The organism is Mesorhizobium sp. WSM4887 (assembly GCF_029625865.1).
Lineage (GTDB): Bacteria > Pseudomonadota > Alphaproteobacteria > Rhizobiales > Rhizobiaceae > Mesorhizobium.
Map to the genome: position 1 here is coordinate 74,025 of NZ_JARTVP010000001.1, position 19,107 is coordinate 93,131.

Consider the following 19,107-nt stretch of genomic DNA (forward strand, 5'->3'; position numbering starts at 1 on the left):
ATTTTCCCCTAAAAATTGGGGCCCCGGTGTTACCCCCCCAACCCCCGCTTTTTCGGTTATATTTAAAACCACCAAACTGGTCCCTTAACCAACAAAACCCCCCCCCCCGGGCGGCCCCCGCCCCACGTCTCATGCTGCCGAAGGATTCGAACGTGCTAGCGCCTTAGAGCGTAGACATTGTCCATCGAAACGCCACCCAGAGGCAGCGCCATCTCGTCGTCGAGAATCCGAGTGATGCGGGCAAAGCCGACAAAAGCCTTTCTCGCCTCCTCAGCCGACATCTTGCCAGCCATAGCTGCCGAGCAGCAATTCACGGCGCATTGATAAACGGGGCCGCGCCTCCCCGTTGGCCACTTCCGCAGGAACACCATCGCTTCGGAGACGCTGTCGACTTCCTCCAAGGGGTATCCCTGCCCACGCGCGATCCGCACTGGGGTAAAGAAATGCAAGCGATCCATCACTATCCTCCCGGTCGACCGCAAAGCGGCCGAACCCGCATAAACGCATGTCCAGGGGTTTGGTTCCACACAATTTTGGTTGCTGGTCGAAAAAGTTCGGAACCGGACAGGGCGCGATTGGCAAGCCGACTCAAGTAAAGGGGATTCCTGTTTTGGCGCGACGAGAAGCGCGATTCTCATTGAATGACTTTAAGGCCAAAGCCGGCAAATGGATTGCTTGTAGGTTCCCCAGCGTCAGGCTTACCCTCACCAGTTAACGCGGGGACGCCGCGTTTTGCAAAAGGGGACAGTTGCAATGACTATACAAGGCGCTTCGCCGGACCTCTACAACGAGGATCTGGCTCCGGCAACAGTCAGGAACTGGGGGCCGTTTTCAATCTTCAACGTCTGGACTTCCGACGTCCACAGCCTCTGGGGCTATTATCTCGCCGCGAGCCTTTTTCTGTTCTGCGGCGGCTTCGTCAACTTCATCATCGCCATCGGCATCGGCTCGCTGATCATCTACTTCCTGATGAACCTTGTCGGCTATGCCGGCGTGAAGACCGGCGTTCCCTACCCCGTGCTTGCGCGCGCCTCCTTCGGCATCTGGGGTGCCAACATTCCGGCGCTGGTGCGCGCCGTCGTCGCCTGCTTCTGGTATGGCGCCCAGACGGCCGCCGCGTCGGGCGCAATCGTCGCGCTGCTGACGCGGCTGCAGTGGTTCGACGAATTCAACCGGACCTCGCATCTGCTCGGCCATTCCACCCTGGAGGTGATCTGCTTCGTCGTCATATGGGCGCTGCAGCTTTTGATCATCCAGAAGGGTATGGAAACGGTGCGGCGCTTCCAGGACTGGGCCGGACCCGCCGTTTGGGTGATGATGCTGATCCTGGCGATCTATCTCTGCGTCAAGTCGGGCACCTTCGCCTTCACCAGCGATATTCCGATGGACGTGCTGCTCGACAAGACCAAGGATGCCGGCGTGCCAGGCGAGCCGGGTTCGTGGACCGCGCTGTTCGCGGTGGCGGCAATCTGGGTAACCTACTTTTCGGCGCTCTACCTCAACTTCTGCGACTTCGCCCGCTACGCGCCCAACAACGCGGCGCTGCGCAAGGGCAACATCTGGGGCCTGCCGGTCAACCTGATCCTGTTCTCGCTGGTCGCCGGCGTCACCACGATCGCCGCCTACGACGTCTATCACGAGGTGCTGCTCCACCCCGACCAGATCTCGGCCAAATTCGACAGCTGGTTCCTGGCGGCGCTTGCCGCGCTGACCTTCGCGGTGGCGACCCTGGGCATCAACGTCGTGGCGAACTTCGTCTCGCCGGCCTTCGACTTCTCCAACGTCTTCCCGCGTCAGATCGACTTCAAGAAGGGCGGCTATATCGCGGCGCTGATCGCGCTGGTGCTCTATCCGTTTGCGCCGTGGGAAGGCAGCGCTGCCTCCTTCGTCAACATCATCGGCGCGACGATGGGGCCGATCTTCGGCGTGATGATGGTCGACTATTATCTGATCCGTAAGGGCGAGGTCGACGTCAACGCGCTCTACCGCGAAGATGGCGAGTTTCGCTTCCAGGGCGGCTGGCACGTCAACGCCTTCATCGCCGCCGGCATCGGCGCGATCTTCTCCTCGATCCTGCCCAACTTCACCAACTGGCTGCCGTCCTGGTGGGGCGTCTATGGCTGGTTCTTCGGGGTCGCGATCGCGGGCGCCGTCTACTATGTGCTGCGCACAATGGCGCTCGGCGCCGGCGCACGCATGGCCAAGGCTTAACACAGTCGGGGCGGCGAAAGCCGCCCCATTTGCTTCGTCTCACTTGCCTACCATCTCGGGCCAGCCAATGCGGGGTCCTTGCGCTCGAAAAAGTTGCGTCAGGGCAGTTCGACCTCGGGCTCAATGATGTAATGGTAGGATCCATTTCTTCAGGAGAGACAGCGACCACGTCCTTGCCTGTTGAGTCTATATAGCTGTCCGTAACAGCAAAGCCCGCCAGAAGCTGGTCGTCCGTGATATCAGGAACCGAATTCGTGGGAGTAAGACGCGATAGCCAACCTTGCCAAATCCGCGTTGTCATATAGACCGACCTCGTAGTCCCCAGTGCGGGCCAAACAGTCCATCAACATCGGAAGAGTAAAACCCTTTGTCCTCGAGCACGCATTGAAGGAGCGCGACCCTGCGATCAGGAACTTAGCTTTTGGTCAGTTGAAACACCGGATCCTGCGATCCGCCCGCTGCCCGCCGAACACCGGCAAAGGCGACGAGAAACGGCAGGGTTGAGCTTGCGAGCACGTGCCTTCGTGTCACCGGAACGGTGGAAGTCTCCGATACTTTCGGAAGATTCCCGCTTTTCGCTTCGGACCAATATTTTCGAAGTCGAACATCGCCATTCTCCAAGCCGCGGAGCACCATTTTGCTGGCACTAACGCCGGCCAGGCGAGTTCTGCCAAAGCGCTCCACGCCCAGCGACAAACCTTGGCTCCGGACCTTATCTTATCGTATCTTTGCCTCGGAACGGAGCTTACGCGGAGGGCGCAGGTTGGAGAGGCGAGTTCCCGTCCGGGTTGAAAATGTTCGTTTATACGAACTTGCGCTCGCAAATCAACGCCGGCGGTGTGCACTCCCCAAGAGCTCCAAAACGCCCTGCGCTCGACTTTTCGATCCTTGACTGCTCACCATGATGTTCGTTCGACCTTTTTCTAAATGTGGAGAATGGCAATGGAAGAGAATGGGTTTCGTCTGATCGTCCGCTGCATCGGTTCCGTCGCCCTGTTTGCTTTTTCCTCCCAATATGCATTCGCAGCCGATAGCGCGCGATGCGTTGCGAACATCGAAAAAGTGATTGCCGATGGGTCGGTTCCGGCCAAGGCAACGCCGCTGCCCTCGAAGCTCAGCGCGAAGCTTGACGCTGCGGTTCGATCCGCGCTGCCCAAGACGGCGGCACCGGGTGTCATCGTCGGCGTGGTGACACCTTCCGGAATATGGAAGGCGGCGTATGGCAAGGCCGACCCTTCCGCCGGCACACCCATGGCTGTGGGGATGCACACGCGCATCGGTTCAGTTACCAAGACATTCACCGGCACAGCGATCATGCAGCTGGCCGAAGCTGGGAAGCTGTCGCTTGACGACAAGATCCAGAAATACGTACCCGGCATCCCCAATGGCGATCGGATCACGCTCCGCCAGCTCGCCGATATGACCAGCGGCATTGCGAGCTATACCCAAAGTGCAAAATTCCAAGATGTCTTGTTCTCCAAGCCTCAAACGATCTTCACGCCCAAGGAGCTGGTGGCCATCGGCGTGGCTGAATCGCCTCTCTTCGAGCCCGGAGCCTCGTTCAACTATTCGAACACCAACACTATCCTGCTCGGCATGGTCATGGAGCAGGTTACTGGAAAGACCGTCGGCGAGGTTTTCAAGGAGCAGATCTTTGATCCGCTGAAGCTCAAGAACACGTCCTGGCCGGGTGACTCGGTGGATATGCCGGTGCCCTATGCTCAGGGCTTTACCCTGCAGGGGGATTTTGCCAAGCCGGATGCACCAAGCAACGCGACGAACTGGAACCCATCCTGGGGATGGACTGCAGGGGAACTGATTTCCAATATCGACGATTTGCTGGTTTATGCTCGGGCACTGGGCACCGGGAACGGCTTGCTGGGGGCAGCTGCGCAGAAGGAGCGGCTGACCTTCCCGGGCGCGGCCGGCTACGGGATCGGCGTCGGTTGCATCGGCGGCTGGGTGGGCCATACGGGCGAACTGCCAGGCTACAACACGACCTTGTTTTACAAGGCAGGTGCGGACATAGCCGCCGTGGTCCAGACCAACAGCGACATTGCTTCCGGCGATTGCAAGGCGGAGCCGACGCTGACCGACGATCCACGCGACACGGTCTGCTCTTCGCCTGCAACGCGTGTATTTGTTGCGGTTTCAGAGGCTCTTGGCCAGCCGTATACGCCGCCCAACCCCCACTGAATGCCCGATAAGAGACGGCTCGACAATTTTGCAGCGGCTCACCCGTTGTGAGCCGCTCCGTCTCCTCGTTTGAAGCACGGCGGAACTCTGTGTCGGGCTTTCCCGGCATCGCTCTAATATGAACCGATGAGTTGCAACAGGAATCGCGTGCCGGTATGGCCAGCTCTTGGCTGTCTTGGAACGGTATTGCGACTATCGCCCCCGCATTGAGGTGCTGTCCGAAAGAAGCTTGCCATCCCTACCCCGGCCGAGCCCAGTTCTTCTTCGGTGTAATCCACGCCCGTGTCGTGCTAGGCACTTGTAAGCGTGGCTGAGATTTACTTACAAACTCACGATGCCCCCTGACATGTAGACTTGAGCAAACCTTATCAAATCTCCCGTTTTGCGCCAGCTTCTCGAAACGAGAATCATCTCCAGATTGCGTGCAGGTGTTTCTCAGCGGCCTTTCATCGGAACGGTCGCCTGCCTCAGATTTCGGTGAACGATCGAGGAAACGGATTCGCCCTGCTCCGGCGCGGAGGGTTGAGACTTGAGTAGTCGGGGCGGCGAAAGCCACCCTTATTTCAACCTATTTGGCGACCATCTCGGACAGTCTGCGCACCGTGTTCCAGTTGCGCGATGTGCCGATCCCCATGCGCTTGTGGTTTGCTGCGGCGAGCAGCCGCGAGCTTGGCCGCTCGCGCGAAAAGACGACCCAAATATCGCCGTCGACCGTCAGCACCTTCTCGTCCGCGGCGGCATAGGCTGTAAGAGCCGCTGCGGCTTCTTCCGGCGCCGGCCGGCGCATCACCCGCACCGCGACCTGATCGCCGGCTTTTGCCGATTCGTCCGGGAACGGATTGGCGGCAGCAAGCTTCAGCCAGTCTTCTGCGCCGCGCACGATGATGTCAACATGGCGGCCGAAAGTCTCTTCGAAGGCCTTTTCCAGCCGCCGTTCGAGACCGGAAACGCTGGCCGTCCGCGCCTCGAAGACCAGATTACCCGTGGCGACCAGCGTGCGGACGTTTTTCAGCCCGATGGCTTCGGCCATCGCCTTGAGCTCGGACATGACAACGCGCCGCCCCTCGCCCAGGATGATGCTGTAGAGCAGCGCGACGTAAGTTCGCATGGTCGCCGGCCGATCGTTCAGACCAGCCGCGACTGCTCCACCGCCGCTTCGATGAAGCTTGCAAACAGCGGGTGCGGCTCGAGCGGGCGGCTCTTCAGTTCAGGGTGGTACTGCACGCCGATGAACCAGGGATGGTCGGGATATTCCACCGTCTCCGGCAGCACCCCGTCTGGCGACATGCCGGCAAAGACCAGGCCACAATCCTCAAGCCGCTGCTTGTAGTCGATGTTCACCTCGTAGCGGTGCCGGTGGCGCTCGGAGATCTGCGTGTCGCCGTAGATCTCGGCGATCTTCGACCCCTTGGCGAGGTCGGCTTGATAAGCGCCGAGGCGCATGGTGCCGCCGAGATCGCCGGTAGCCCTGCGCTTCTCCAGCATGTTGCCCTTCAGCCATTCCGTCATCAGGCCGACCACCGGCTCCTCGGTCGGGCCGAATTCGGTAGAAGAGGCATGCTCGACGCCGGCGAGCGACCGCGCAGCCTCGATGCAGGCCATCTGCATGCCGAAGCAGATGCCGAAGTAAGGCACCTTGCGCTCGCGCGCGAACTTCGCGGCCAGGATCTTGCCCTCGGAGCCGCGCTCGCCGAAACCGCCGGGAACGAGGATGCCGTGCACCTTCTCCAACCACGGCGTCGGGTCTTCCTTCTCGAAGATCTCGCTCTCGATCCAGTCGAGCTTGACCTTGACGCGGTTGGCAAGCCCGCCATGCGACAGCGCCTCGATCAGCGATTTGTAGGCGTCCTTGAGGCCGGTGTATTTGCCGACGACGGCAATCGTCACCTCGCCTTCCGGATTGTGGATGCGGCTGGAGAGCGCCTGCCAGGGCTCCATCCGCGGCTTCGGCGCCGGATCGATGCCGAAGGCGGCGAGCACTTCGGAATCCAGCCCTTCCTTGTGATACGCCATCGGCACGTCGTAGATGTGCGGCACGTCGAGCGCCTGGATGACGGCGCTCTCGCGCACATTGCAGAACAGCGAAAGCTTGCGGCGCTCTTCCTTGGGGATCGGCCGGTCGGCGCGTACCAGAAGGATGTCGGGCGCGATGCCGATGCCGCGCAATTCCTTGACAGAATGCTGCGTCGGCTTGGTCTTCAATTCGCCGGCGGTAGGGATGTACGGCATCAGGGTGAGATGCACATAGACCGCGTTGTTGCGCGGCAGGTCGTTGCCGAGCTGGCGAATCGCCTCCAGGAACGGCATCGCCTCGATGTCGCCGACAGTGCCGCCGATCTCGCACAGCACAAAATCGTAATCGTCATTGCCTTCAAGGACGAAATGCTTGATCTCGTCGGTGACGTGCGGGATCACCTGCACGGTCGCGCCGAGATAGTCGCCGCGCCGCTCGCGCTCGATGATGTTCTTGTAGATGCGGCCGGTGGTGATGTTGTCCTGCTGGTTGGCCGAGCGGCCGGTAAAACGCTCATAATGGCCGAGATCGAGATCGGTCTCGGCGCCGTCGTCGGTCACGAACACTTCGCCATGCTGATACGGCGACATCGTTCCGGGGTCGACATTGAGGTATGGATCGAGCTTCTTGATCCGCGCCCGATAGCCACGCGCCTGCAGAAGAGCCCCAAGAGCCGCTGCAGCGATGCCTTTTCCGAGTGAGGAAACCACGCCGCCTGTGATGAATACATATCGCGCCATGGGAGTCATCGCTTAACGCGGCCTGATTGATTCCGCCAGAGAAAAAACCGCCGCGAAGGCTTTTTCCCAGATGGCGCTGGTGTCCGGATGGGCATTTCTCTGAAGCATGCCGCCCAAAACTGTGCAGTGGTTTTGGGAGAACGGCAGGCATCAGAACAGAAACTCGAAAGCGCGGCACCAGCGTCTTTTAACGCGACGCGCTTTGATCAAAGAAAAAGGGCCGGTGGTGCCGGCCCTTTCGGCAGTTTGCTTCAACGCGTTAGATAATAACGACCTTGGTGCCGATCTTGACGCGGCTGTAGAGATCCATGACGTGCTCGTTGATCATGCGGAAGCAGCCGTTGGAAGCGCTGGTTCCGATCGACTGCGGTGCAATGGTGCCGTGGATGCGCAGATGCGTGTCCTTCTTGCCGTCATAGAGGTAGATGGCGCGCGCGCCGAGCGGGTTTTCGCCGCCACCGGGCATGCCGTCCTTGTACTGGCCATAGTGCTTCGGCTCGCGCTTCTGCATGTCGAGCGTCGGGATCCAGCGTGGCCATTCCTGCTTGTCGCCGACGGCCACCGTCCCCTTGAACTGCAGGCCTTCACGGCCGACTGCGATGGCGTAGCGGCGCGCGGTGGAAAACGATTCGACGAGGTAGAGGCGGCGAGCAGTCGTGTCGATGACGATCGTCCCGGGCTCATAGCCGGTGAAGGCGACGTCCTGCGGCACGAACTCCGGCTTCACCTTGAACGGCCTCTTGGCATCCTTCTTGGCGAGCGCCGAATCAAGCGCGCGGGTCTCCGGCAGATAGTTGATCGAGGTCACCGAGGAACCGCCGAACAGGCCCGCGAACAGCCCGCCGCTGCTCGCCCGCTTCTGGCCGGGTTGTTCGCTTCGCAACTCACCGTTGTTGCCGGTGGCCGTGATGTTCATCGCCTCGGCCGGGATTGGCTCCTCGGCCTGGAGCGAGGCGATCGGCGCCACGGGCGTGAGCGGTTCGATGATCTTGACGGTCTTCTTCCCGGGCTTCGCATAAGCCACTTCGGCCGGCGCGGCCGAACCCTTTTTGGAGAGCCATTCCTGACGCGCCGCATCCGCCTTGGCCTTGGCCGCCTCACGCATTGCCAGCTTGCGGGCTTCGAGCGCCTTTTGCTTGGCCGCTTCCTTGTCGGCAGCGATCTTGGCCTCGAGCTTTTCGATCTGCGCGAGGTCGTCCGGAGTCGGGTTTTTCTTCTTCTTGAGAAGCCTCAGCTGCGATGCGTCGCTCTTGGCGGCGACGGGAATTGCGTCGGTCTTCTCTACCGACGGCGAAGCGGCCAGGTTTGCCGGTGAGGCAAAGGCCGCGGAGCCCATGCCGAATACGGCACAGAATCCCAAAAGGATGAAGCTGCGAAGCTGCATGGCGAAGATCCGATTTTCTATGCTAGTTGCCCAACGGCGTCGCCCGGCGCCCCCCAAGGACGCCGAAAAGTGCCGCGCGCAATCTATAATCGATTAGCCAGCGCGCCCTCAAGCTGAGCGACGCGTTACATTTGGTTGAATCTTCGTGATCGAGCGGCATTTGCCGCGACTGTGTTCAAAGAACAACAGATCGCGGCAGCAATGCTTGTCCGGCTACTGGTTCGGAACCTGCGGGGTGACCGGCAAGGTAACGCCGTTCGCGGCCGGCGGCGTGGTCGGATTCGCGGGCGCCGGTGTTGCGGGAGCAGTGGCCGGGGCCGTGGTGGTGCCGCCATTCGACAGCGGCGTCGTGGTTGTCGTTCCGCCCGACGGGGCGGCCGGCGCGGTGCCGCCAGCCGGCGCCGCCGGCTGCGAGCTGCCCACCGGACCGGTGGCGCCCGGCAACTGGTTGAGCACGCCCTTGCCGGCATTGCCCGAGGTCGAAGCCGGTGCCCTGTCGAGGATGTCGATCGGCTTCTCACCGTAGCGGGCAAGGATGGAGAGCGCGAGCGAGGTCACGAAGAAAGCCGCGGCCAGGATCGCAGTCGCGCGGGTAAGCGCGTTGGCTGCGCCCCGCGCCGTCATGAAACCGGAACCGCCACCAATGCCGAGACCGCCGCCTTCGGAGCGCTGCAGCAGCACCACGCCGACAAGGGCGAGCACGACCATAAGATGAACGACGATCAGTACCGTTTCCATAATTTATCCTGGCGAGGCCTTGCGCGGCCGCGCATACGACCGGTGATTTGGAGGCGGCTCCTTACAATGCTTTGGCGGCATTTCCAAGCCCGTGGCCGGGAATATGGGGAGCAATGCGGCCATTGCAACGATTTGGGCCGCGCCCCTGCCGCCGTCTGCGGCTATGACATGTGCATATAGGCTTCGGCAATGGCGAGGAAGTCGGCCGCCTTCAGGCTTGCGCCGCCGACCAGCGCGCCATCGACATTCTCGACGCCGAGCAGCTCCACAGCATTGGACGGCTTGACCGAACCGCCATAGAGAATGCGCATTCTGGCCGCGGCATCGCCGAGCAGCGCCGTCAGCTTGCCACGGATATGGGCATGCGCCTCGGCGACGTCGGCCGCGGTCGGCGTCAGGCCGGTGCCGATGGCCCAGACGGGCTCGTAAGCGATGATGGTGTTGGCGGCGGTGGCGCTCGCCGGCACGGAACCGTCGAGCTGCCGCGACAGGACATCGAGCGTCGCGGCGGCTTCACGCTCGGCGCGCGTCTCGCCGATGCAGATGATGGCCACCAGCCCTGCCCGCCAGGCGGCCGAAGCCTTGGCATTGACGATCGCATCGTCATCGCCGCATTGCTCGCGCCGCTCGGAGTGGCCGACGATGACATGGCTTGCGCCGGCATCCTTCAGCATCTCGGCCGAAATCTCACCCGTATAGGCGCCGCTCTCCTTGGGGTGGCAATCCTCGCCGCCGGCGCGAACCGGTGTCCGCGAAAGGATCTCTGCGGCCTGGTGAAGCAAGGTGGCCGGAACGCAGACCAGGGCTTCCGTCTCCGCATCGAGGCCGCTCATGAAGCCGTTGCCGATCATCCTCAACTCGTTGAGCGAGGCGCTGGTGCCGTTCATTTTCCAGTTGCCGGCAACGAGCGGACGGATTCCAGGGGTCATGGCGTCGAGTTCTCCAGGCAACATAAGGCAGCGCCCTCACTACCAAAATCGGGCCACAAAGCAATCGACAGTGGGCCGGAAGGACGCTATTGCGCTTGTTTCAGAGTCGGCGCATGCGAAAATGCGCAAAGATCGGAAGTGGGCATGCTTGGTATTTTGAGAAGCGCGGCGGGCACCTGGGTCGCGAAAGCTTTGCTGTCCTTGCTGGTGGTGAGCTTTGCCGTCTGGGGTATTTCCGGGCGCCTGTCGGGAAGCTTGGCTGGCCATCATTCGGTGATTACCGCCGGCGGCACCACGGTTTCGATCAACGAATACCGCCTCGCCTACGATCGCCAGATCAACCTGCTGTCGCAGCAATATGGCCAGCGCATCACGCATGAACAGGCTAAGCTGCTCGGCCTCGACAACCAGGTCCTGGCGCAGCTCGTCTCCGGCGCCGTTCTCGACGAGCAGGCTCGCAAGCTCGGGCTTGGCCTTTCCAAGGACCGGCTGGCCGAGCTGACGCGCGAGGATCCGGCCTTCAAGGGTCCAGGCGGCCAGTTCGACCGCAGGACCTTCGAATATCTGCTGAGCCAGATCGGCATGCGACCCGAGGACTATCTGAAGAACCGCTCGCAGGTGGCGGTCCGCCAACAGATCGTCGAGGCGATTTCCGACGGCCTCAAGGCGCCGCAGACCTTCCTGAAGGCGGTCGCGCTCTATCGCGGAGAGGACCGCACGATCGACTATCTCGTCCTGCCGAAGACACTCGTCCAGCCGATCGAGGCGCCGTCCGACAGCGCGCTGAAAACCTATTTCGAAGGCAACAAGAAGAACTACGCCGCGCCGGAATACCGCAAATTCTCCTATATCCGGCTTGAGCCGCAGGACATCATGGACCCGACGGCGGTCACCGATCAGCAGGTCGCTGACGACTACAACAAGAACAAGGCGCGCTATACGACGCCCGAAATGCGCACCATCGAACAGCTGGTGTTCAAGACGCCGGACGCGGCCAAGGCGGCATTTGACTCCCTGAAGGCCGGCGCCACCTTCGACAAGATCGTCACCGCAGAGGGCAAGACGCAGGCCGACACCGTGCTCGGCACGCTGGCAAAGGACAAGATCGCCGACAAGGCGGTGGCCGACGCAGCCTTCTCGCTCAACGTCAACGAGGTCAGCCCGGTGGTTCAGGGCGCCTTCGGCCCGGTGCTCTTGCGCGTCACCGAGATCAAGCCGCAGGTGGTGAAGCCGCTTTCGGAAGTGTCCGACCAGATCCGCAAGGATCTTGCGCTCGGCGAGGCAAGCCGCGTCCTGCTCGACGTCCACGACAGCTACGAGGACACCCGCGCTTCCGGTGCCTCGCTTGCCCAGGCGGCCGACAAGCTAAAGCTCAAGGTCGTCACCATCGACGCCATCGACCGCACCGGCCAGCGGCCGGACGGCACGATCGTCAACGACCTGCCGCAATCGGCGGACCTCATCAAGGCCGTCTTCGAGGCCGAGCCGAACACCGAGAATGAAGGCCTGACCACTGCCGCCAACGGCTTCGTTTTCTATGAAGTCCAGTCGATCACGCCGGCGCGCGACCGCACGCTGGACGAGGTTCGCCAGAAGGTGGTGGCCGACTGGACCGCGGCCGAGACCGACAAGCGGCTCACCGCCAAGGCCGGGGAGTTGGAAAAGCGCCTCAAGGCCGGTGCGACGCTCGACGTGATCGCGGGCGAGCTTAAGCTCGAGAAGCAGACCAAGCGCGGCCTGAAGCGCGAAGCCGACGATGCCGATTTCGGCAAGGAGGGCGCGGCGGCCATGTTCGGCGTCGGCGAAGGCAGCACGGGCCTGATCCCCTCGCCCACCGGCGACGGTCAGATCCTGTTCAAGGTTGCCGAAGTCTTCGAACCTGCCGGTGCCGATGGCAGCTCTGTCCCGGAAGACGCGCAGAAATCTTTCAGCGCCGGCATATCCGACGACCTGCTCGATCAGCTGGTGGCGCAGCTGCAGTTGCAATATGACGTTCGTATCGATCCGGCCGCCGTTTCCCAAGCACAGACACGATGAGCGCGCTTAAGACATATATCGCCAAGGTCGCGACCGGCACCGCGCTCTCCTTCGAGGAAGCGCGCGAGGCCTTCGACATCATCATGTCGGGCGACGCGACGCCGGGGCAGATCGGTGGCTTCCTGATGGCGTTGCGCGTGCGCGGCGAAGCCGTGAGCGAGATCTCCGGCGCGGTCGCCACGATGCGCGCCAAGATGCTCCGCGTCGAAGCCCCGCGCGGCGCCATCGACATCGTCGGCACCGGCGGCGACAATTCGCACTCGGTGAACATTTCGACCGGATCGGCATTCGTCATCGCCGCCGCGGGTGTTCCGGTGGCCAAGCACGGCAATCGCGGCCTGTCCTCGCTGACCGGCGCGGCGGATGTGCTGATGGCCCTCGGCGTCAAGGTCGACATCGCACCGGAGACGATCGGCCGCTGCATCCAGGAGGCCGGCGTCGGCTTCATGTTCGCGCCAGCGCATCATCCGGCGATGAAGCATGTCGGTCCTGTCCGGGGCGAGCTCGGCACGCGCACCATCTTCAATCTGCTCGGGCCGCTGTCGAATCCAGCCGGCGTCGGCCGGCAGATGGTTGGCGTCTTCCTGCCCGAATGGATCATGCCGGTGGCTGAGACGCTGAAGGCGCTGGGTACCGATCATGCCTGGATCGTGCACGGCGACGGTTATGACGAGATCACCACCACGGGCGAGACGCAGGTCGCAGAGCTCGCCGGCGGCGAGATCCGCACCTTTACCCTCACTCCGGAAGCGGTCGGACTGAAGCGGCATAACAAAGAGGATCTGCGCGGCGGCGAAGCGGCCTACAATGCCAAGGCATTGCGCGATATGCTGGGCGGCGCTGCCGGCGCTTATCGCGACACCGTGCTGATGAATGCCGGCGCCGGGCTGGTGGTGGCCGGCAAGGCGACGACGCTCGGCGATGGCATCGAGGCAGCAGCGCAGGCCATCGACAGCGGCCGGGCGCTCGCGGTGCTCGACAAGCTCATCGAGATTTCGAACGGTTAGAATTTTGTCCGATATCCTGCGCAAGATAGAAGCCTACAAGCGCGATGAGATCGCCGCCGCAAAGCTCAGCGCGCCGCTTGCCGAGGTCAAGGCGAAGGCCAAGGATGCGGAACCCCCGCGCAGCTTCCTTGCGGCGCTTGAGGCCAAGCGGAAGGCCGGCGGCTTCGCGCTGATTGCGGAGATCAAGAAGGCCAGCCCTTCCAGGGGCTTGATCCGCGCCGACTTCGACCCGCCGGCGCTCGCCAGGGCCTATCAGCAAGGCGGTGCTGCCTGTCTTTCGGTGCTGACCGACGCACCGTCCTTCCAGGGCGCGCCCGGCTTTCTGACCGCAGCGCGCGCCGCCGTTGGCCTGCCCGCCCTGCGCAAGGATTTCCTCTTCGACCCGTATCAGGTTCATGAAGCCCGCGCCTGGGGCGCGGACGCGATCCTCATCATCATGGCGAGCGTCGACGACGCCTTGGCCAGTGAATTGGAAGTCACGGCCTTCGATCTCGGCATGGACGCGCTGGTCGAGGTGCATGACGAACAGGAGATGGAACGCGCGCTTCGCCTCTCGTCGCGGCTGATCGGCATCAACAACCGCGATTTGAGAACCTTCGAAACCAGCCTCGACGTTTCCGAGAGGCTTGCCGCCATGGTCCCGGACGACCGGCTGCTGGTCAGCGAGAGCGGCATCTTCACCCATCAGGACTGCCGCCGGCTGGAAAAGAGCAAGATCGGCACCTTCCTCGTTGGCGAAAGCCTGATGCGGCAGGCCGACGTGGCCGCCGCGACCGCCCTTCTGCTGACGGGCAAGGCGCCGGCCGAGGCCGTTTGAGGATGCCCGCGCTTACGCATCTCGGCGCCAAGGGCGAAGCCAACATGGTCGATGTCGGCGGCAAGGCCGAGACGACGCGCACGGCCATCGCCGAAGGGTATGTCACCATGCAGCCGGAAACGCTGGAGATGATCCTGGCCGGCGACGCCAAGAAAGGCGACGTGCTTGGCACGGCGCGCCTCGCCGGCATCATGGCGGCCAAGAAGACGCATGAGCTCATCCCGCTTTGCCATCCCCTCCTTCTCACCAAGGTTGCCGTCGAGATCGAGCCCGATCGCGCGCTTCCCGGCCTGAGGGTCACCGCGCTTGCCAGGGTTACCGGCAAGACCGGGGTCGAAATGGAGGCGCTGACCGCGGCGTCGGTTGCCTGCCTCACCATCTACGACATGGCCAAGGCAGCGGACCGCGCCATGGCGATTTCCGGCATCAGGCTGGTCGAGAAAACCGGCGGCAAGTCGGGCGACTACAAGGTAGGTCCTTAGCATGGCTTTGCTTCCGGTCGCCGAGGCGCTCCAACGCCTGTTGGACGGCGCGACCGCGCTGCCAGGCGAAAGCGTGCCGCTGGCCGACGCGTCCGGCCGGGTGCTGGCCGACCCCGTGGTGGCTCTGCGCACCCAGCCGCCCTTCAATGCGTCGGCGATGGACGGCTATGCCGTGCGGGCCGCCGACGTAGCCTCGGCGCCGGCGCGGCTCTCCGTGATCGGCATGGCGCCCGCCGGGCGTGGCTTCACCGGCTCTGTCGGCAAGGGCGAGGCCGTGCGCATCTTCACCGGCGCGCCGCTCCCCGAAGGCGCCGATACCATCGTTATCCAGGAGAATGTCCGCGATCTCGGCGGCGGCGGCATCGAAGTGACCGAGCCGACCGTGGAGGGACGAAACGTCCGTCGCCGCGGCCTCGACTTCTGCGAGGGCGACCTGCTCCTCGAAAAAGGCCGCCAGCTCGATCCGGCGGCGCTTTCGCTGGCGGCATCGGCCAACCATCCGAGTCTCAACGTGGTGCGGCAGCCGCTGCTCGCCATCATCGCCACCGGCGATGAATTGCTGCCGCCGGGCAGCGCGCTCGGCCCCGACCAGATCATCTCGTCGAATACCTGTGGCGTCACAGCTACGGCCCAGTCGGTCGGCGCGCGCGCGCTCGACCTCGGCATTGCCGCCGACCGCAAGGACGCGATCGCGGCCCTGGTCAAGAAGGCGGTCAAGGCCGGCGCCGACGTCATCGTCACGCTTGGCGGCGCCTCCGTCGGCGACCACGACTTGATCCATGACGTGCTGACCGGCGAAGGCATGCAGCTCGACTTCTGGAAGATCGCCATGCGTCCCGGCAAGCCGCTGATGTTTGGCCGGCTCGGCGACATTCGCTGCATCGGCCTGCCCGGCAATCCGGTCGCAAGCCTGGTCTGCTCGCAGCTGTTCCTGAAGCCGCTTCTGGCGCGGCTGGGCGGCCGGTCCTGCCGTCAGGAAATCCGCACGGCCCGGTTAGGCGTCGCAATGCACGCCAACGATCTCAGGCAGGACTATGTCCGCGCCGTGGTCCGCGAAGATGCGGGGGGGTTGATCGCAACACCGTTCGGCATCCAGGATTCCTCGATGTTGAGGATGCTCGCCGATGCCAATGGCCTGATCGTGCGCCAACCCTTCGCACCGGCGGCTGAAGCCGGCGAGGAATGCACCGTTCTGATGTTACGCTGAACAAAACGTCAACACATTCACTAAACTTTAAACGGTTGCGGAACACAACTGGAACAGATAGTGTTTGTTCTGGGTTTGTTTTTCTGATTCTGGTTTCAGAACCCATGGGGGCCGCCATGCTGACGCGCAAACAACATGAACTGCTGATGTTCATCCATGAACGGCTCAAGGAAAGCGGCATTCCGCCGTCTTTCGATGAGATGAAGGAAGCGCTCGACCTTGCCTCGAAATCGGGCATCCACCGCCTGATCACGGCGCTGGAGGAGCGCGGTTTCATTCGCCGGCTTCCGAACCGGGCGCGTGCTCTTGAAGTGCTGCGCCTACCTGACTCGATCGCGCCCGGCCTCAATGCGGCGAAGAAATTCTCGCCGAGCGTCATCCAGGGCGGCCAAGGCAATCTCGGCCGCCAGATCAAACCCGCGGCGCCCGCCCGCACGCCGACGCCCAGCAATGACGACGACGCCGTTTCAGCCGTCTCCATCCCGGTGATGGGTCGCATTGCCGCCGGCGTGCCGATCGACGCCATCCAGCACCAGACGCATTCGATCACAGTGCCGCCGGACATGATCGCGGGCGGCGAGCACTACGCGCTCGAGGTCAAAGGCGATTCGATGATCGAGGCCGGCATCTTCGACGGCGACACGGTCATCATCCGCAACGCCAGCACTGCGAGCCCCGGGGAGATCGTCGTGGCGCTGGTCGATGACGAGGAGGCGACGCTGAAGCGCTTCCGCCGCAAGGGCGCCTCCATCGCGCTCGAGGCTGCCAATCCGGCCTATGAGACGCGCATCTTCGGTCCCGATCGCGTCAAGGTTCAGGGCAAGCTCGTCGGGCTCATCCGCCGCTACTGAGGGGCTGCGGCTTGGCTTTCGGCTTCTCGGGCTTCTTGTAAGGCGCCAACCCCCTCGCCTCACGCGAGTAGCGCCGCTGTTCGTGCCAAGGGCGGTACGGTTTTTCGACGGCGTATTGAATGGTTGCTCGCGCCGTCGCCGATTGCGGATCGAAGAAGACGGCGGCACTGCCGTCGCGCGCGAGCTGCCGCTTGGTGACAACGAGGACACGCGGATCGCGGCAGGGATTGTAGGCCGTGGCGTCGTTGATGACGATGAGGTCTGCGAAGTCGCAGGCAGGCCGGGCAGCTTCGCGTTTTTCGGCGAGCGCGACGATCGCGCCTGATGGATGCCGGCCAATGCAGAGATCGCCCGTGCAGTAAAAGGGCGATCCAGGCGGCAGGTCGACGGGATCGGCTATGTCCAGCGTGCCCTTGGCGAATGTCTCCGGCGGCACGATCGTTTCGGCCTTGAGCGCGCGTTTCCAGTTATCGGTGGTGAACTCGTTCGAGCGGGCACGATTGATGGCGAGTTCGCCGCCGCCGATCGGCATCGCCACCAGATGCGCGTCCTCCGAGATCAGCAGGTCGGGCGTGCGCACCTGCGGGATCATCATGACGGCCGCGGCAGCGAAAGGAATCGCGGCCAGCCTGAGCCACGTAGTCGCCATCGTGGCGATGACGAGCGCGATCGTCGCCAGCAGCACCGAATGGATCGAGATCAGGCCCACGGCATCGACCGGCGACCACTCCGAAATCCACGCCGAGATCGCGATCATCGCCGCCAGGCCCTTGCCCATCAAATAGAGGAAGGGCCCGTCGAAGCCGAACGGCATCATGACCGCGCTGGCGACGGCGAGAAACATCACGATCGTGACGATCGGCATGATCGCGAGATTGGCCAGCAGGCTAAGCGGCGAGACGCGCTGGAAATGCCAGATGGCAAACAGCGCCGTGGCACTTCCGGCAATGATCGACGTCATCGCGGCGCCACCTGCTCCGACTGCCAGTTTGTGCGACATGAACCGCAGGAACGAACGCTTTGCCGGCGGCGCTCTCACCTTGCCGGCGCGGTAGTCGGACCAGCCGGCATAGGCGCCGACAAGGGCGGCGGTTGCCGCGAACGACATCTGAAAGCTCGGGCCAACCACTTCATGCGGCGACACCAGGATGACGGCGATGGCCGAGATCGCCAAGTTGCGCATCGTCAGCGCGGCGCGGTCGAAAAGCACGGCGATCAGCATGACGGCCAGCATGATGAAGCTTCGCTCGGCGGCGACCACCACGCCGGAGATGACGAGGTAGGCGGCGATCGACATAAGCGCGATTGCCGCGGCATATTTCTTCACCGGCCGGCGTGACGAAAAATCCGGGAACAGCGCAAAGGCGCCGCGCAGCAGAAGCATGACCGTGCCGGCGACCAGCGCCATGTGCAGGCCCGAAATCGAGATGATGTGATAGATGCCGGTCCGCCGCATCGCCTCGTTGATGTCCTCGGGAATGCCGGCGCGCACGCCGACGATCAGTGCGGCGGCAATCTCGCCTTCGGGTCCGCCGACGGTGCTTCTGATGTGGTCGGCAATATTTTCGCGCGCGTTCTCGATGGCCGAGGCGATGCTCGTCTGGCCGATCGGGTCGGTTGGCGGAATGAGTTTCGGGTCGCCGAGGAAAAATCCGCTGCCGCCGATGCCGGAAAAATAGCTGTCGAAGGAAAAATCATAACTTTCCGGACGGACCGGCCCTGTCGGCGGCAGGAGCCGCGCGTAACCCGTCACCAGCGATCCGGCCTTCATGCCGGCCGGGATCCTGCGTGCCGAGACCCTGACGCGATCCGGTGCGTAGCGCAGCTTTGGATGCGCGGTCGAGACGAGATCGATGGTCAGCCTGACGCGGCCATTGGCCATTTCCTCGGCGATGACGACGCGGCCTGTCAGCCGCGTCTGGATTTCGGAGCCGAGCATCGGTGTAGCGGCGCGCCAGGTCTCGACCTTCGCGGCGACGAAGCCCAGCGCGCAAAACAGCGCCGCCATAAAGACCAGGTGTGTCTTCAGCCAGGGGCGCGAAACCGCCGCGCATAGAGCCATCAGCGCCACCGCCGCCAGCGGTCTGTAAAGATCCGGCTCGGCGCTCAAGGAATAATAGAGTATCACGCCGGCGGCCAGGAACACCGGCACCAGCAGGAAGCCGATGCCGCGGTCGAGCTCGGTTGAGGCTGCCTCGGCCACACCCCGGCGAAACACGGAAAACGAGGCACGGCGGAACCGCCTGCGGATTAAGTCGATGGCCGCCGGCGGAGGAGCTTGTAGCGAAGCATCGCCGTCCGGCGGCAAAATCTCGGTGGCCGGACGCGGTACGGGAACCAAAACCGGTACTGCCTCTGCAGGTATTGTGTCGGCAAACAGCAGGCGCTCGCTCACGCCAGCCGCCGTCTCCTCGCCCTCCTCCGCACCCCGGCCACGTCCAGCCATCGGGTCTGCCCCTTGCGCCCCAGACCTCCTATGCTACATGAACGCCCA

The 19,107-nt window shown here is 63.2% G+C and carries 16 protein-coding genes; 8 read left to right on the forward strand and 8 right to left on the reverse strand.

All coding sequences use genetic code 11. The features are described 5' to 3' along the window. Nucleotides 1–155 precede the first annotated feature (155 nt). Nucleotides 156–458 (reverse strand): DUF982 domain-containing protein, encoded by a 303-nt coding sequence (locus tag P9230_RS00325; RefSeq protein WP_067319945.1) that lies wholly within the window; start codon nucleotides 456–458, stop codon nucleotides 156–158. A 295-nt stretch (nucleotides 459–753) separates the two neighbouring features. Between P9230_RS00325 and P9230_RS00330 the strand changes: the two genes are divergently transcribed. Beyond that, nucleotides 754–2,211, forward strand: coding sequence for an NCS1 family nucleobase:cation symporter-1 (locus tag P9230_RS00330; RefSeq protein WP_067319942.1), 1,458 nt, complete (start codon nucleotides 754–756; stop codon nucleotides 2,209–2,211). A gap of 414 nt (nucleotides 2,212–2,625) precedes the next feature. Here the strand turns inward: P9230_RS00330 and P9230_RS00335 are convergent, their stop codons facing one another. After that, nucleotides 2,626–2,907 carry a hypothetical protein gene (locus tag P9230_RS00335; RefSeq protein WP_127217328.1) on the reverse strand — a complete coding sequence of 94 codons (282 nt, stop codon included), beginning with the start codon at nucleotides 2,905–2,907 and terminating at the stop codon, nucleotides 2,626–2,628. 246 nt (nucleotides 2,908–3,153) lie between these two features. Between P9230_RS00335 and P9230_RS00340 the strand changes: the two genes are divergently transcribed. Then, nucleotides 3,154–4,407: a serine hydrolase domain-containing protein gene (locus tag P9230_RS00340; protein ID WP_095825380.1), complete on the forward strand. Its 1,254-nt coding sequence runs from the start codon at nucleotides 3,154–3,156 to the stop codon at nucleotides 4,405–4,407. Between the two features lie 568 nt (nucleotides 4,408–4,975). On the opposite strand, the gene P9230_RS00345 is transcribed toward P9230_RS00340, so the two are convergent. From P9230_RS00345 to tpiA, 5 genes are all read right to left on the reverse strand, one after another. Then, nucleotides 4,976–5,515 (reverse strand): DUF1697 domain-containing protein, encoded by a 540-nt coding sequence (locus P9230_RS00345; protein ID WP_067319938.1) that lies wholly within the window; start codon nucleotides 5,513–5,515, stop codon nucleotides 4,976–4,978. A 17-nt stretch (nucleotides 5,516–5,532) separates the two neighbouring features. Next, entirely contained in the window at nucleotides 5,533–7,170 is a 1,638-nt protein-coding gene (locus tag P9230_RS00350) for a CTP synthase (protein WP_082953678.1), read from the reverse strand. A gap of 250 nt (nucleotides 7,171–7,420) precedes the next feature. After that, nucleotides 7,421–8,545 (reverse strand): L,D-transpeptidase, encoded by a 1,125-nt coding sequence (locus P9230_RS00355; RefSeq protein ID WP_278116933.1) that lies wholly within the window; start codon nucleotides 8,543–8,545, stop codon nucleotides 7,421–7,423. Between the two features lie 213 nt (nucleotides 8,546–8,758). Then, the gene (secG, locus tag P9230_RS00360; protein WP_095825378.1) at nucleotides 8,759–9,283 is read right to left on the reverse strand and encodes a preprotein translocase subunit SecG; all 525 of its coding nucleotides are present in this window, start codon (nucleotides 9,281–9,283) and stop codon (nucleotides 8,759–8,761) included. Nucleotides 9,284–9,444: 161 nt separating this feature from the next. Further along, nucleotides 9,445–10,212, reverse strand: coding sequence for a triose-phosphate isomerase (gene tpiA, locus P9230_RS00365; protein ID WP_278116935.1), 768 nt, complete (start codon nucleotides 10,210–10,212; stop codon nucleotides 9,445–9,447). Between the two features lie 144 nt (nucleotides 10,213–10,356). Here tpiA and P9230_RS00370 point away from each other — a divergent pair, with 144 nt between their 5' ends. The 6 genes from P9230_RS00370 to lexA all read left to right on the forward strand — a co-directional run bounded on the left by P9230_RS00370 (nucleotide 10,357) and on the right by lexA (nucleotide 16,613). Beyond that, nucleotides 10,357–12,249, forward strand: a complete 1,893-nt coding sequence (locus P9230_RS00370) for a SurA N-terminal domain-containing protein (protein WP_278116937.1) — start codon at nucleotides 10,357–10,359, stop codon at nucleotides 12,247–12,249. Then, nucleotides 12,246–13,256 (forward strand): anthranilate phosphoribosyltransferase, encoded by a 1,011-nt coding sequence (trpD, locus tag P9230_RS00375; RefSeq protein ID WP_067319924.1) that lies wholly within the window; start codon nucleotides 12,246–12,248, stop codon nucleotides 13,254–13,256. The genes P9230_RS00370 and trpD overlap by 4 nt, the downstream gene beginning before the upstream one ends. A gap of 1 nt (nucleotide 13,257) precedes the next feature. Further along, the gene (trpC, locus tag P9230_RS00380; protein WP_067320163.1) at nucleotides 13,258–14,073 is read left to right on the forward strand and encodes an indole-3-glycerol phosphate synthase TrpC; all 816 of its coding nucleotides are present in this window, start codon (nucleotides 13,258–13,260) and stop codon (nucleotides 14,071–14,073) included. 2 nt (nucleotides 14,074–14,075) lie between these two features. After that, complete coding sequence (gene moaC / locus P9230_RS00385) at nucleotides 14,076–14,555, forward strand: cyclic pyranopterin monophosphate synthase MoaC (protein ID WP_095825377.1); 480 nt, start codon at nucleotides 14,076–14,078, stop codon at nucleotides 14,553–14,555. Between the two features lies 1 nt (nucleotide 14,556). Next, a complete protein-coding gene (gene glp, locus P9230_RS00390; protein WP_127216130.1) occupies nucleotides 14,557–15,762 on the forward strand; it encodes a gephyrin-like molybdotransferase Glp in 1,206 nt (401 codons plus the stop codon). A gap of 116 nt (nucleotides 15,763–15,878) precedes the next feature. After that, entirely contained in the window at nucleotides 15,879–16,613 is a 735-nt protein-coding gene (lexA, locus tag P9230_RS00395) for a transcriptional repressor LexA (protein ID WP_066992799.1), read from the forward strand. On the opposite strand, the gene P9230_RS00400 is transcribed toward lexA, so the two are convergent. Further along, nucleotides 16,597–19,059, reverse strand: coding sequence for a ComEC/Rec2 family competence protein (locus tag P9230_RS00400; RefSeq protein ID WP_278116940.1), 2,463 nt, complete (start codon nucleotides 19,057–19,059; stop codon nucleotides 16,597–16,599). The two genes, lexA and P9230_RS00400, sit on opposite strands and share 17 nt — an antisense overlap. Between the last annotated feature and the right edge of the window lie 48 nt (nucleotides 19,060–19,107).